At 61.2% G+C, this 13,886-nt stretch carries 13 protein-coding genes and 1 riboswitch; of the genes, 8 read left to right on the forward strand and 5 right to left on the reverse strand.

From position 1 onward, the window contains the following. Positions 1 to 6 precede the first annotated feature (6 nt). The 3 genes from C8K63_RS20755 to C8K63_RS20765 form a co-directional block, all read right to left on the reverse strand. A complete protein-coding gene (locus C8K63_RS20755) occupies positions 7 to 819 on the reverse strand; it encodes an aldo/keto reductase (RefSeq protein ID WP_108218383.1) in 813 nt (270 codons plus the stop codon). Beyond that, complete coding sequence (locus C8K63_RS20760; protein WP_108218384.1) at positions 816 to 1,991, reverse strand: FAD-binding oxidoreductase; 1,176 nt, start codon at positions 1,989 to 1,991, stop codon at positions 816 to 818. Before C8K63_RS20760 ends, C8K63_RS20755 begins: the two co-directional genes overlap by 4 nt. Before the next feature lie 195 nt (positions 1,992 to 2,186). Continuing rightward, positions 2,187 to 2,519 (reverse strand): multidrug efflux SMR transporter, encoded by a 333-nt coding sequence (locus tag C8K63_RS20765; protein WP_108218385.1) that lies wholly within the window; start codon positions 2,517 to 2,519, stop codon positions 2,187 to 2,189. Positions 2,520 to 2,622: 103 nt separating this feature from the next. On the opposite strand from C8K63_RS20765, the gene C8K63_RS20770 reads away from it, so the two are divergent. Beyond that, the gene (locus tag C8K63_RS20770) at positions 2,623 to 3,525 is read left to right on the forward strand and encodes a LysR family transcriptional regulator (protein ID WP_177413258.1); all 903 of its coding nucleotides are present in this window, start codon (positions 2,623 to 2,625) and stop codon (positions 3,523 to 3,525) included. Positions 3,526 to 3,536: 11 nt separating this feature from the next. Beyond that, positions 3,537 to 4,814 (forward strand): lipid IV(A) 3-deoxy-D-manno-octulosonic acid transferase, encoded by a 1,278-nt coding sequence (waaA, locus tag C8K63_RS20775; protein WP_108218386.1) that lies wholly within the window; start codon positions 3,537 to 3,539, stop codon positions 4,812 to 4,814. 83 nt (positions 4,815 to 4,897) lie between these two features. Here waaA and C8K63_RS20780 read toward each other — a convergent pair whose 3' ends face one another. Continuing rightward, entirely contained in the window at positions 4,898 to 6,337 is a 1,440-nt protein-coding gene (locus C8K63_RS20780) for a TolC family outer membrane protein (RefSeq protein ID WP_108218387.1), read from the reverse strand. Between the two features lie 204 nt (positions 6,338 to 6,541). Further along, a riboswitch (TPP riboswitch) is annotated at positions 6,542 to 6,647 on the forward strand. A gap of 165 nt (positions 6,648 to 6,812) precedes the next feature. On the opposite strand from C8K63_RS20780, the gene thiC reads away from it, so the two are divergent. Beyond that, a complete protein-coding gene (gene thiC / locus C8K63_RS20785) occupies positions 6,813 to 8,702 on the forward strand; it encodes a phosphomethylpyrimidine synthase ThiC (RefSeq protein WP_108218388.1) in 1,890 nt (629 codons plus the stop codon). A gap of 151 nt (positions 8,703 to 8,853) precedes the next feature. After that, positions 8,854 to 10,146, forward strand: coding sequence for a putative hydroxymethylpyrimidine transporter CytX (gene cytX, locus C8K63_RS20790; protein WP_108218389.1), 1,293 nt, complete (start codon positions 8,854 to 8,856; stop codon positions 10,144 to 10,146). Here the strand turns inward: cytX and C8K63_RS20795 are convergent. Further along, positions 10,115 to 10,861 carry an RsiV family protein gene (locus tag C8K63_RS20795; RefSeq protein WP_108218390.1) on the reverse strand — a complete coding sequence of 249 codons (747 nt, stop codon included), beginning with the start codon at positions 10,859 to 10,861 and terminating at the stop codon, positions 10,115 to 10,117. The two genes, cytX and C8K63_RS20795, sit on opposite strands and share 32 nt — an antisense overlap. 225 nt (positions 10,862 to 11,086) lie before the next feature. Here C8K63_RS20795 and C8K63_RS20800 point away from each other — a divergent pair, with 225 nt between their 5' ends. The 4 genes from C8K63_RS20800 (at position 11,087) to C8K63_RS20820 (ending at position 13,876) form a co-directional block, all read left to right on the forward strand. Then, on the forward strand, positions 11,087 to 11,704 hold the full coding sequence (locus C8K63_RS20800; protein WP_108218391.1) for an NUDIX domain-containing protein: 618 nt from the start codon (positions 11,087 to 11,089) through the stop codon (positions 11,702 to 11,704). Beyond that, positions 11,695 to 12,147, forward strand: coding sequence for a DUF1249 domain-containing protein (locus tag C8K63_RS20805; protein WP_108218392.1), 453 nt, complete (start codon positions 11,695 to 11,697; stop codon positions 12,145 to 12,147). The genes C8K63_RS20800 and C8K63_RS20805 overlap by 10 nt, the downstream gene beginning before the upstream one ends. Positions 12,148 to 12,259: 112 nt before the next feature. Beyond that, positions 12,260 to 13,075, forward strand: a complete 816-nt coding sequence (gene cpdA, locus C8K63_RS20810; RefSeq protein WP_108218393.1) for a 3',5'-cyclic-AMP phosphodiesterase — start codon at positions 12,260 to 12,262, stop codon at positions 13,073 to 13,075. A gap of 192 nt (positions 13,076 to 13,267) precedes the next feature. Continuing rightward, the gene (locus C8K63_RS20820; protein ID WP_108218394.1) at positions 13,268 to 13,876 is read left to right on the forward strand and encodes a YqiA/YcfP family alpha/beta fold hydrolase; all 609 of its coding nucleotides are present in this window, start codon (positions 13,268 to 13,270) and stop codon (positions 13,874 to 13,876) included. The last annotated feature ends 10 nt before the right edge of the window (positions 13,877 to 13,886 follow it).

A 13,886-nucleotide genomic window follows, 5' to 3' on the forward strand; every position in this document is an offset into this window, starting at 1 on the left:
GCGGCGTCAGTGGCTACGTAGGACCTGGGCAACGGTCGCGACATTGTGGGCGAGGTGCAGCGGATTGATGGTCCCGACAATAGCACTGGCAACACCCGGATGTTCAAACAACAATTCGAAACTGGCGCGCACCGGATCTACGCCCGGACTCAGGCAGACATGACCACTGGCGAGGGCTTTCTTGACCAGAATGGCTTTGCCGTGTGCAGCAGCATAGTCAATCACGGCCTTCTCGTTTTGTTCGTTCAGATTGTAGGTGACCATCGCGCAGTCGCCTTGCTCCAGTGCCTTCAGGCCACCGTCGACGGTTTTGCCGGAAAAGCCGAAACCGCGAATCTTGCCTTCGGCCTTGAGCGCGGCAAGGGTCTCGTAGACTTCGCAGTCATTGAGGATCGCCAGGTCGTTACCATCGGAGTGCACCAGCACCAGGTCGATGAAGTCCGTTTCAAGACGTTGCAGGCTGCGTTCCACCGACATTCGAGTGTGTGCGGCGCTGAAATCGTGAAGGGACTGGCCGTCGGCAAACTCTTCACCGACCTTGCTGACAATCACCCAATCCTGACGCTGACCGCGCAGCAACGGGCCGAGGCGTTCTTCGCTGCGACCATAGGCCGGGGCGGTGTCGATCAGGTTGATGCCCAGGTCGCGGGCGAGTTTGAGCAGCATGCGAGCTTCAACGTCATCGGGAATCCGGAAGCCGTTGGGATACTTCACCCCTTGGTCGCGGCCCAGTTTCACCGTGCCCAGGCCCAAGGGTGAAACCACCAGGCCGGTACTGCCCAGCGGGCGATGCAGGTCGTGCAGGGTCGGTTGGCTCATGGCAGCAGTTGCTCCCAGGCAGGTACGCCCATCGGCGGCTTCGGCAGCTCAGGCAATGCTGCCAGGTGGCTTGGCTGGATACCGTCGCGGGTCAGGCTGGCGATCACGCGATCGGCGAAGTCCGGCGCCAGGGCGAGCTTGGTCGGCCAGCCCACCAGCAGTCGGCCTTCTTCTGCGAGAAACGCATTGTCGGGGCGGGTCAGGCCGGATTGCAGGGGTTCGGCGCGATCCACACGCAGGGTGGCCCAACGGACCGTGCTCAAGTCGATCCACGGCAGCAACTGGCCGAGTTCTTTCTGTGCGGTGGCGATCTGCTCGGCGGGCTCACGGGCCACACCTTCGGATTCCGCGATATCGCCGCCCAGGTACCAGACCCATTGGCCATCCGCCGCCGGGTGCGTGGTCACGGTGATGCGCGGTTTGGTGCCGCCACCCAGGCAATGGGCGTAAAGCGGTTTGAGGCTCGGCCCCTTGGCGATGATCATGTGCAACGGGCGGCGCTGCATGGCGGGCTGGCTCAGGCCCAGCGCTTCAAGCAATGCCGCCGTCCCGGCACCGGCGCTCAGGACGATGCGTTGGGCACGGATCTCGCGCTCGTCCACCTTCAGGCCGACCAGCACGCCGCCTTCCAGCAGCGGCTCGATCTTTTGCCCTGCGAGCAAGCCATCTCCGGCCAGGTCGGCCAGGCGCTGGATCAGGCTCGGCACGTCGACCACCAGTTCCGCCAGGCGATAGACCTTGCCCTTGAAGCGCTTGTCCTGCAGGGCCGGCGGCAATTGCTCGCCCTTGACCTGATCGACGCGACCGCGCACGGCCTTGCTGGCAAAGAAACTGGTGAGGTTGCCGGCGAGGGTGCCGGGGGACCAGAGGTAATGAGCTTCGGACAGCAGGCGCACGCCGGACAGATCCAGCTCGCCGTCACCGGCCAGGGCTTCGCGCCAGCGGCGCGGCATGTCGGCGATGGCTTCCGAGGCGCCGGTCAGGGCGCCATGCAGCGCGTATTTGGCGCCGCCGTGGATGATGCCCTGGGACTTCACGCTCTGCCCGCCACCGAGGCTGGCACTTTCCACCAGCACGGTCGAAAAACCCTGGCGGCGCAGGCGTGCATTCAGCCAGAGGCCGGCGACACCAGCGCCGACAATCAGAACGTCGGTGGAAATAACGGATGGCATTCGGCGACCTCTGTGTTCAAGACGAGGGCGCAGTATACAGACTCGAAGTGGAGGGGATTTACTGGATCAAGACGTGAGCACAAAACCTGTGGGAGCGAGCCTGCTCGCGATGGGGCCGCATCAGTCGATATCAATGTCGACTAATACACCGCTTTCGCGAGCTGGCTCGCTCCCACAGTGAAATGTGCTTCGGACTTAGTGGCCGGCCGACTTGGAGAAGAGCTGGATGACCACAACACCCAGCACAATCAACGCCATCCCCAGCATCGCCGGCACGTCCAGCTTCTGCCCGTAGATAAACAGCGCCGCGACGCTGACCATCACGATCCCCATGCCGGCCCACACAGCGTACGCCACACCCACCGGAACGCTGCGCACCACCAGGGTCAGCATCCAGAAGGCAATGCCGTAGCCGAGGATGACCAGCACCAGCGGCAGCGGGGTGCTGAGGCCCTTGACGGCTTTCATCGAAACAGTGGCAATCACTTCGGCGCAGATGGCAATGGCCAGGTAGTAGTAAGCGGTCATGGGTCAATCCTCGTGTGAAGTGTTGCTCTCTGAGGTCGGCATTCTAGTGATTCGCCAGATGCGGTAAAGTCATTACCTATCTGTTTAGAAGATGGGTTGAGCCATGAGCATGCAATGGAATCTGGAGCAGTTGCGGTTGTTTGTCAGCGTAGCGGAGCAGCGTTCGTTTTCTGCCGTGGCGCGGGATCAGCGCAAGGCGCAGTCGGCGGTCAGCAGTTCGATAGCGCTGCTGGAAGAAGACCTGGGTGTCAGCCTGTTCGACCGTAGCAGCGGGCGTCAACCGAAGCTCACTGAAGCCGGTACCGCTTTGCTGGACGAAGCACGGGAGGTGTTGCGCCAGTGCGAACGGCTCAACGGCCGGGCGCTGGCGATGATGCGCGGGCAGGAAGCGCGACTGCGTGTGGCGCAGGATGAAGCGATGCCGTATCAGCCGATCATCGAAAGCTTCGAGGCCCTGGCGGAAAAATTCCCCAGCCTTGAAGTGCAACTGACCAGCGCCGCCCAAGGCGATGTCGCGCGCAAGCTGGTGGAGCGGCGCGCCGATCTGGGGCTGCTGTTCTTTCACGATCAGATTCCCGAGGCACTTGAACGGCGGGTGCTGGGCAGCGTGGAAATGGTCACGGTGTGCGGCAAGGATCATCCGTTGGCGCGTAAAGGCGCAGTGGATAGCCAACAATTGGCGCAACATCGGCAGTTGCTGATGTCCACGGCGTCGAGCATTTACCCCGGCAGTGATCCCGCCAGCCCGCAAGTCTGGCGCGCCGACAGTTTCTATGTGATGGCCGAATGGCTGGTGCGTGGCCTCGGCTGGGCCTGGTTGCCACGCCACGTAGTGCAGTACCCGACTTATCAGAATCAGATGGTCGAACTGGTCAGCGAATGGACCCCGCCGGCCCTGGTGGTGGAACTGGTATGGCGTCGGGATGAGCCGCTCGGTCCTGCGGCGCGCTGGCTCGCCGAACGTTTTGCCGTGCACTTGCAGACGATTGGCGAAAAAAGCCGATAAACTCCGCCGCCATGAATAGAACTCTCTACACCGCGCTGTTTTATCTGGGGCTGCCATTGGTAGCGATTCGGCTGTGGCTGCGCGCGCGCAAGGCGCCGGCGTATGCCAAGCGCATCGGCGAGCGCTTTTCCTTCGCGATGCCGACGATGAAACCGGGCGGCATCTGGGTGCACGCCGTGTCGGTGGGCGAAAGCATTGCGGCTGCGCCAATGATCCGCGCCTTGCTGGCGCGTTATCCGAATCTGCCGATCACCGTTACCTGCATGACGCCGACCGGGTCGGAACGGATCCTGGCACTGTTCGCCAATGAGCCGCGCATCCAGCACTGCTATCTGCCTTACGATTTGCCGTGCGCCGCCCGGCGCTTCCTCGATCGGGTCCAGCCGAAACTGGCGGTGATCATGGAAACCGAACTGTGGCCCAACCATATCCATCAGTGTGCCAAACGCGGGATCCCCGTGGCGCTGGCCAATGCGCGGCTGTCCGAGCGTTCGGCCAAGGGCTATGGCCGGTTTCCCACGCTGACCCAGCCGATGCTGGCGGAGATGAGCCTGTTCGCAGTGCAGACCGAAGCCGAGGCGCAACGCTTGCGTAACCTGGGCGCCCGGACCGAAACAGTCCAGGTCACGGGCTCGATCAAGTTCGACCTGACCATCGACCCGCAACTGCTGGAGCGCGCCAGCCAATTGCGCGGGCAATGGCAGGCGCTGGAACGGCCGGTGTGGATCGCGGCCAGTACCCATGACGGCGAAGACGAGGTGGTGCTGGCGGCCCATCGTCAGTTGCTGGCCACTCATCCCGATGCCTTGCTGATTCTGGTACCGCGTCATCCGGAGCGCTTCAATTCGGTGTACGGGTTGTGCCTGCAACAAGGGTTTGCCACGGTCCGGCGTTCCAGCGGCGATGCGGTCGGCGCGAATACTTCAGTGCTGCTGGGCGACACCATGGGCGAGTTGCTGTTTCTCTATGCCCTGGCGGACAGTGCATTCGTCGGTGGCAGCCTGGTACCCAACGGCGGGCATAACCTGCTGGAGCCGGCGGCCCTCGCTAAGCCGGTATTGAGCGGGCCGCATCTTTTCAACTTCCTCGAAATCGCCGCGCAGTTGCGCAGTGCCGGGGCGTTGCAGGAAGTGGAGGATGCCGAAGGGCTGGCGGTGGCGGTGCAGCGGCTGTTCGAACTGCCGCGAGATGCGCAGCGCATGGCAGAGGCCGGGTTGAACGTGATGCGCACTAATCAAGGTGCGTTGCAGCGGTTGCTGGACGGGTTGGGGCGGTTGATCGAGCGTTAGACCGAGTTGTATTCATTCGCGAGCAGGCTCGCTCCCACACTCGAAACACTGTGGGAGCGAGCCTGCTCGCGAAGCTTTTGCTTTTACTGCTCCGGTCGCGCTTTCAATTGCTCAGCCGCAGCCTTGGCCAGATCCGGTGGCAGGAAATCCTTGTCCGGGTTGTAGTTCGGATTGAGCCAGCGTGCCAGGGTTTGCAGATCCCCCGGATTCAACGTGCCGGCCTGTTGCTTCAAGCGCAGGTTGTCGAGGATGTAGTCGTAGCGGGTGTTGTTGTAGTCGCGCACCGAGGTGTAGAGCTGGCGCTGCGCATCCAGCACGTCGACGATGTTTCGCGTACCCACCTGATAGCCGATTTCAGTCGCTTCCACCGCGCTCTGGTTGGAAATGATCGATTGCTTGCGCGCCTGTACCTGCTCGACATCGGTGTTCACCGCGCGGTGCAGGTCGCGGGTGTTTTCCACGATGCTGCGGCGCAGGGATTCGCGTTGCTGCTCGGTCTGGTCCAGCTGTGCATACGATTGACGCACTTGGGAGTTGATCAAGCCACCACTGTAGATCGGGATGTTCAGTTGCAGGCCAACGGTCGTTTGCTCGGCGTTGCCACCGAACGGCACGGCCTGGTTGTTCGGGTTGCTGAAGCCCAATGCGTCGTTGTCGCCTTTCTCGTACTTGGCTATCGCATCAACCGTTGGCAAGTGCCCGGACTTGCGCTGCTTGAGGGTTTGCTCGGCGGCGCTGACGGCATAGTTGCTGGCCAACAGATTGAGGTTCTGCCTGCCCGCCGTTTCGACCCAGGCCTTGGCGTCGTTCGGTATTGGCGGCAGGATCGGCAAGTTATGGCTGATGCCCCAGATCGAGTTGTACTGACGGTTGGTCAGGGTGATCAATGCTTCAAAGGCGTCGTCCACCTGGCGCTGCGCAACGATCCGGTTGGCACGTGCGGTGTCGTAGCTGGCTTGTGAGTTCAATACGTCGGTCTTGTCCGAGAGACCGACATCGAAACGCTCGTTGGATTGATCGAGCTGGCGTTTGAACGCCGCTTCTTCAGCCTTGGTCGAGGCCAGGTTGTCCTGGGTGCGCAGCACGTTGAAATAGCTGTCGGCGGTTTGCAGGATCAGGTTTTGCTCGGTCGCCGAGAGTTGCAGGGCGGCCTGTTCGTTGACTTCCTTGGCGGCCTGGAACTGGAACCAGCGATCAGCCCGGAACAGCGGCTGCGCCAAAGTGGCCTGGTAAGAATGAGCGTCGCGGTTGAGCGTGGCGGACGGCTGATCGAGATCCGTACGCACCTCGGAAATATTCGCGCCGGCCGAGAGGTTCGGCAGCAGCCCGGCGCGGGCCTGGGGTACGACTTCCTTCTGCGCGCCATATTGGGCGATGGCAGCCGCCAGATCGGCGTTGTTGTTGACGGCTTCCTGATAAACGCTGACCAGGTCCGTCTTGTTCGATAAGGGCGCATCTGCTGCCCAGGCCATTCCGTTGGACGCACAAGACACGGCAAGGGCCAGTGAGAGTTTGCGCAGCATAGACGATCCCTAGAATTGATATTACGAAGGTAATTTGAGCACCAAGGCTAAGGCCCTGCTTTGACAGCGTCAATGCCGGCTCAGCGTAGCGAGTGTAGTTGTGCATTGGGGCGGCAACAATCCTGATACTGCGTGTAATAACGCCATTCATCATGGTGTTTGCCGCGGGGTTGGCGTTCTTTGCCAGTTGTGTCTAGACTGGTCGGGTTCTTGTCGGGGTGCCTTGCTATGAGGCTGAGATCGAATAATTTCGGATCCCGTTGAACCTGATCAGGTTAGCGCCTGCGTAGGGAACAAGATTTCTCGTCACCCGGCGAGTCCTCTTGTGCTTCGTCCGGGATGTTGTTCGACAATCGAACACCCCTCGAGCATTGAGCACAGCACAGCTGGTTTTCCAGCATCCGTGCGCCCATTCGTTTACAGGTTCGCTCCGACAAAAAATCCACTGCCTGGATGTGTGTCTGGAGAGCCCGTGATGACTACAAAATCAAAAATCGCAACCAATCTGAGTGACTCGGCCAAGGTCGATCAGCAATCGGTTCAGCCGTTTACCCGCTCGCAAAAAATTTATGTCCAGGGCACTCGCCCGGACATCCTCGTGCCGATGCGCGAAATCAGCCTGGACGTGACCCCGACCGACTTCGGCGGCGAAATCAACGCGCCGGTAGTGGTGTACGACACCTCGGGCCCCTACACCGACCCCAATGTCATCATCGACGTGCGCAAAGGCTTGGCCGACGTGCGTTCGCCGTGGATCGAATCCCGTGGCGACACCGAACGTCTGTCCGGCTTGAGCTCCAACTTCGGCCAGGAGCGCCTTGCCGATCCGGAGCTGACCAAACTGCGTTTCGCCCACGTCAACAACCCGCGCCGCGCCAAGCCGGGTGCCAACGTCAGCCAGATGCACTACGCGCGCAAAGGCATCATCACCGCCGAGATGGAATACGTCGCCATCCGCGAAAACATGAAGCTGGAAGTGGCCCGCGCCGCCGGCCTGCTGGACCAGCAACACGCCGGCCATAGCTTCGGCGCCAGCGTACCGAAAATCATCACCCCTGAATTCGTCCGTGACGAAATCGCCCGCGGCCGCGCGATCATTCCGGCCAACATCAACCACACCGAACTGGAACCGATGATCATCGGCCGTAACTTCCTGGTGAAGATCAACGGCAACATCGGCAACAGTGCCCTGGGTTCGTCCATCGAAGAAGAAGTGGCGAAACTGACCTGGGGCATTCGCTGGGGTTCGGACACGGTCATGGACCTGTCCACCGGCAAGCACATCCACGAAACCCGCGAGTGGATCATCCGTAACTCGCCGGTGCCGATCGGTACCGTGCCGATCTACCAGGCCCTGGAAAAAGTCGGCGGCGCCGCTGAAGACCTGACCTGGGAGCTGTTCCGCGACACGCTGATCGAGCAGGCCGAGCAGGGCGTCGACTACTTCACCATCCACGCTGGCGTGCTGTTGCGCTACGTGCCGATGACCGCCAAGCGCGTGACCGGCATCGTCTCCCGCGGCGGTTCGATCATGGCCAAGTGGTGCCTGGCGCACCACAAAGAGAACTTCCTCTATACCCATTTCGAAGACATCTGCGAAATCATGAAGGCCTACGACGTCAGCTTCTCGCTGGGCGACGGCCTGCGTCCGGGCTCGATTGCCGACGCCAACGACGAAGCGCAGTTCGGCGAGCTGGAAACCCTCGGCGAGCTGACCAAGATTGCCTGGAAACACGACGTGCAGTGCATGATCGAAGGTCCGGGCCACGTGCCGATGCAGTTGATCAAAGAGAACATGGACAAGCAGCTTGAGTGCTGCGACGAGGCACCGTTCTACACCCTCGGCCCGCTGACCACCGACATCGCGCCGGGCTACGACCACATCACCTCCGGCATCGGTGCGGCGATGATCGGCTGGTTCGGTTGCGCCATGCTCTGCTACGTGACGCCGAAAGAGCACCTGGGCCTGCCGAACAAGGATGACGTGAAGACCGGGATCATCACGTACAAGATCGCCGCGCATGCCGCTGATCTGGCGAAGGGGCACCCGGGCGCACAGATCCGCGACAATGCCTTGAGCAAGGCGCGTTTCGAATTCCGTTGGGAAGACCAGTTCAACCTGGGCCTCGATCCGGACACTGCCCGCTCGTATCACGATGAAACCCTGCCGAAGGACTCGGCCAAGGTCGCGCATTTCTGCTCGATGTGCGGGCCGAAATTCTGCTCGATGAAGATCACTCAGGAAGTCCGCGAGTACGCGGCTAACCAACGGATCGAAGCGGTCGACGTGGATGTCGCCCAGGGCATGGCCGAACAGGCTGAACGCTTCAAGCAGGAAGGCAGTCAGCTGTATCAGAAAGTTTGATCTGACCTGAAAGGGTGGGGCCTGCACAGGCCCCATCGCCAGCAGGCTGGCTCCCACATTGGATCTGTGGCGTTCACATGTCCCCTGTGGGAGCCAGCCTGCTGGCGATAGCGATCTACACAACAACAAATGCCCCTCTGAGATAACACCCTTGAGCATTCAACCCAGCACTTATTCCCCTGACATCGCGGTGCCGACCGACAAACGTGTCTTCGGTGGCCGCGACCTGTTTTCGTTGTGGTTCTCCCTCGGCATCGGCCTGATGGTGTTGCAAACCGGTGCATTGCTCGCGCCAGGCCTGGGTCTGTCCGGTTCGTTGCTGGCGATTTTTCTCGGCACCCTGGTCGGCGTTCTACTGCTGGCGGCGGTCGGAGTGATTGGCAGCGACACCGGCCTGTCGTCGATGGCCGCGCTCAAGCTCAGCCTCGGTACCAAAGGCGCGAGCCTGCCGGCGGTGCTGAACCTGCTGCAACTGATCGGCTGGGGCTCGTTCGAAATCATCGTCATGCGCGATGCCGCCAGCCTGTTGGGCGCCAAAGCGTTCAGCGAAGGCAGTCTGCTGTCCAATCCATTGCTCTGGACGCTGTTCTTCGGCGCCCTGGCGACCCTGTTGGCGGTCAGTGGTCCGCTGACGTTCGTCCGGCAGATCCTGCGCAAATGGGGTATCTGGCTGCTGCTGGCCGCCTGCGCCTGGCTGACCTGGAACCTGTTCGCCAAGGCTGACCTGGCCGCATTGTGGGCCCAGGCCGGTGACGGTTCGATGCCGTTCGCTGTGGGTTTCGACATCGCCATTGCCATGCCGCTGTCGTGGTTGCCGCTGATCGCCGACTACTCGCGCTTCGGCAAGCGGGCGAAAAACGTCTTCGGTGGCACCGCCATCGGTTTCTTTATCGGTAATTTCTGGCTGATGAGCCTGGGCGTGGCCTACACCCTGGCGTTCGCGCCGAGCGGTGAAGTCAATGCCTTGCTGCTGGCGCTGGCCGGTGCCGGCTTGGGGATTCCGCTACTGCTGATTCTGCTGGATGAATCGGAAAATGCCTTTGCCGATATTCACTCGGCGGCGGTGTCCAGCGGGATTCTGTTGCGCGCCAAAGTCGAGCACCTGGCCCTGGCCATCGGCGTCATCTGCACGCTGATTGCCCTGCTGGCGCCGTTGGCCCAGTACCAGAACTTCCTGCTGCTGATCGGTTCGGTGTTTGCGCCGTTGTTCGGCGTGGTGCTGGTGGACCACTTCATCCTGCGCAAGCGTAGCGGCCAGGTGGCCTCGGCCGCATTGCGCTGGCCGGCGCTGCTCGCCTGGCTGGGCGGGGTCAGCACCTATCATTTGCTGGCCAACCTGTATCCGGATGTCGGCGCCACCCTGCCGGCACTGGTAGTGGCAGGGCTGCTGCAGCTTGTGCTGGACCGGGCCTTCAGTTACGGCCGGGAAACAGCTCGGGTTTGATGATGCCGTTCAGGCGAGGGTAGGGGATCTTCAGTTCGACATGGCCCAGCGCGTAAGGCGCGATGCTGCTGGTTTCGTACTTGAGGATCACTCCGCCGTAGGTCAGCGCCACGTTCCGGGTTTTCTGGAACGGCCAGCTCTTCACGAACTCCGGTTCCTGATCGAGCTTGGTGCTGATCAGCCAGCTGTTGTGCGCAACTTGCGCCGCTTTCCAGAACGCGTCCTCCTGCCCTGGCACCAGCATGTCCGACAACGTCAGCACTTTATGCTGCTGGCGCGAGTAGTTGATAAAGCCTCGCCCCGGCGTGCCATGGTCACCGCCGGTGTCCAGGTAGCTGGACAATTCGACGATCACCAAGCCGTCATGCTGCTCACGTACCTTCGCCTGCAGATAACTGCTGTTGTGTGGGCCGGCAGTGTGCAAAAACTCTTCGCGATAGGCCGCCAGGGTCGGTGCCACCGGGGAATCGGGCGAGGTGCGGGTCATTTGCAGCAGGCGTTTTTCAATGATGCCGTCCAATTGCGGCTCGGCCGGGAAGTGCAGGGTGTCGATGTTGACCAGCGGGCAATCCGGGTTGCTGCAACCGGGTTTGAGTTGCTCGGAGGCATCGCGGGTGGTTTCCAGCGGCGTCCGGTAGTTGGGCTGGAACAGACTCGCGCAAGCGCCCAGGGTCAGGGCGATAGCGGCCACGGAGGCGATTTTGAAAAACGACATGTGCGTCCTTTCTGAAACAGGGGAAGGCAAAAAGTTACCGGCTTCGACTCTCAACAAAGCAGTCAGTTCGCCACTAAGCTAATTAGAGTGGGTTTCGCCCTCACCGTCCATCCCGCTGACTGGAAAGGGCTGCATCAAACATCACGGGCGCGTTAGGATGGCGCGAAGTCGAGGCCCAGGAAAAAAAGCAGCCTCGAACAGGGTTTGCAGTAAAAGAGGATAGTCATGACGGATTTTACCAACGCCATTCCGACCGCCGTTGATATCGTGCGGCGCGAAAAGTGCTACGAGGGCTTCTACAAACTCGAGCGTGTGCACTTGCGTCACGAATTGTTCGCCGGGGGCATGAGCCGCGAGATCAATCGCGAAGTGTTCGTTCGTCATGACGCGGTCTGCATGCTGCCTTACGACCCGCAGCGCGATGAAGTGGTACTGATCGAGCAGTTTCGCGTCGGTGCCATGGGCAAGACCGACAATCCGTGGCTGATCGAACTGGTCGCTGGTCTGATCGACAAGGATGAAGTGCCGGAAGCAGTTGCTCACCGCGAAGCGCAGGAGGAAGCTGGGCTGGAAATCGGAGCGCTCTGGCCGATGCTCAATTACTTTCCATCGCCGGGCGGCAGCAACGAATTCGTGCATCTGTATCTGGGGCGTTGCGACAGTACCGGGGTTGGCGGCCTGCATGGGCTGGAGGAAGAGGCAGAAGACATCCGCGTCACGGTCTGGGCTTTCGAAGATGCCCTGCAAGCCGTACGCGACGGACGTATTGCCAACGCGGCGAGCATCATTGCCTTGCAATGGCTGGCTTTGAACCGCGTTGAAGTGAGGGGGTTATGGTCGTAAACAAGCTGCGCGATCGCTATCGGGTGGACCTGGTGGGGCTGCAAGCATCCTGCGAAGCGAACTACGCGCGCCTGATGCGACTGCTGCCGGACATGCGCAGCGAGCCTGCCGCGCGGCGCATCGCCGTGACCCATGGCGACCAGATGCTGGGTGTGCTGGCCCTGGAAGTGCTGCTGACTTGTCCTTACACCACGACCCTGCAAGTGCGTCAGGAACACAGCCTGCCCTGGCTGCCGGTGCCGCAACTGGAAGTGCAGGTCTATCACGATGCGCGCATGGCCGAAGTGGTCAGCGCCGAACATGCGCGACGCTTTCGTGGCATCTATCCTTACCCGAACGCTGCGATGCACCAGCCGGACGAAAAAGCCCAGTTGAACATGTTTCTGGGCGAATGGTTGAGCCATTGCCTGGCGCTGGGGCATGAATACGAAGTAGTACGTTAGTTGTGAAGCGCAGTTGTGAACCATGTCAGGTTCACAGGTTTCCCCTTTCGATCGTCCCCCAGCATAATTGCGGCACTTACCCATCCCCGTGATCACGTCCTGGGAGAACGCCTTGCCGAGCGTATCCACATTGACCACCGCCGATCCGGCGTTGCTGGTGCAACTCTCCGACAGCCATCTGTTTGCCGAGGCGGACGCCGCGTTGCTGGGCATGAACACCCGCGACAGCCTGCAAAAGGTCATCGAACTGGTGCGCGCGCAACAGCCGCGGATTGACTTGATCCTGGCCACGGGTGATCTGTCCCAGGACGGGACGCTGGAATCCTACCGGCAATTTCGCGACATGACGCGTCAGCTCGATGCGCCGGCGCGCTGGATTCCCGGCAATCACGATGAGCCGCAGTTCATGGCCGAGGCGGCGGTGCAGAGCGCCTTGCTCGAACCGGTGGTGGATATCGGCAACTGGCGGGTCACATTGCTCGATTCCGCCGTGCCGGGCTCGGTGCCGGGGTATTTGCAGGACGATCAGTTGCAGTTGCTCGCCCGCTCGTTGAGCGAAGCGCCGGATCGCCATCATCTGGTGTGCTTCCACCATCACCCGGTGTCCATCGGTTGCGTATGGATGGAGCCTATCGGCCTGCGTAATCCCGAGGCGTTTTTTGAAGTGCTGGATCGTTTTCCGCAGGTGCGTGCCGTGCTGTGGGGACATGTGCACCAGGAAATCGATCAATTACGTAACGGCGTGCGTCTGATTGCCTCGCCGTCGACCTGCATCCAGTTCGAGCCGGGCAGCGAGGATTTCAAGGTCGGGGAACAGGCGCCAGGCTATCGCTGGTTGCGGCTGCTGCCCGACGGGCGGCTGGAAACCGGTGTGGAGCGGGTCACCGGGTTTGAGTTCACTGTGGATTACGGCTCCAACGGCTACTGATGTCCCCATTCCCCCGTAGGAGCTGGCTTGCCAGCGAAGAGGGCATCACATTCAACATATATGTTATTTGACAGTCCGCCTTCGCTGGCAAGCCAGCTCCTACAGGGTGGCGTTCATTTCCAAGGATGCTGGCCCAACACCCCCCGGGTCCCTGTAAACTCCGCCTCTTTAGCCGACGCACAGGGAGCTCAAATGTCCGGTTCGATCCTTTATGTCCACGGTTTCAACAGCTCGCCGTTGTCGAAGAAGGCCTGTCAGTTGGTCGAGGTGATGGAACGCCTGGGCCTGAGCGAACAGGTGCGCGTTCCAGCATTGCACCATCACCCACGCCAGGCTATCGCACAACTGGAACAGGCTATTTCCGAGCTCGGTCGGCCACTGCTGGTCGGCAGCTCGCTCGGCGGCTACTATGCCACTCACCTGGCCGAGCGCCTTGGCCTGAAAGCCCTGTTGATCAACCCTGCCGTCGGTCCGCACCGGATGTTCGACGGATTTCTGGGAACGCAGAAAAACCTGTATACCGATGAGACCTGGGAAATGACCCACGACCACGTGACGGCCCTGGCCGAACTGGAAGTAGCGGCGCCCCGGGATCCACAGCGCTATCAGGTATGGCTGCAGACCGGGGACGAAACGCTGGACTATCGCCTCGCCCAGCAGTATTACCGGGCTTGTGCCTTGCGCATCCAGGCCGGCGGCGACCATGGTTACCAGGGGTTTGCCGCACAGCTTCCGGCCATGTTGAGCTTTGCCGGCATTGGCGCAGATTTGTATCAAGCGATTGATTTCACGGCATTGTGAAATCTCGCTC

Source organism: Pseudomonas sp. GV085, assembly GCF_003050925.1.
Classification (GTDB): Bacteria; Pseudomonadota; Gammaproteobacteria; order Pseudomonadales; family Pseudomonadaceae; genus Aquipseudomonas.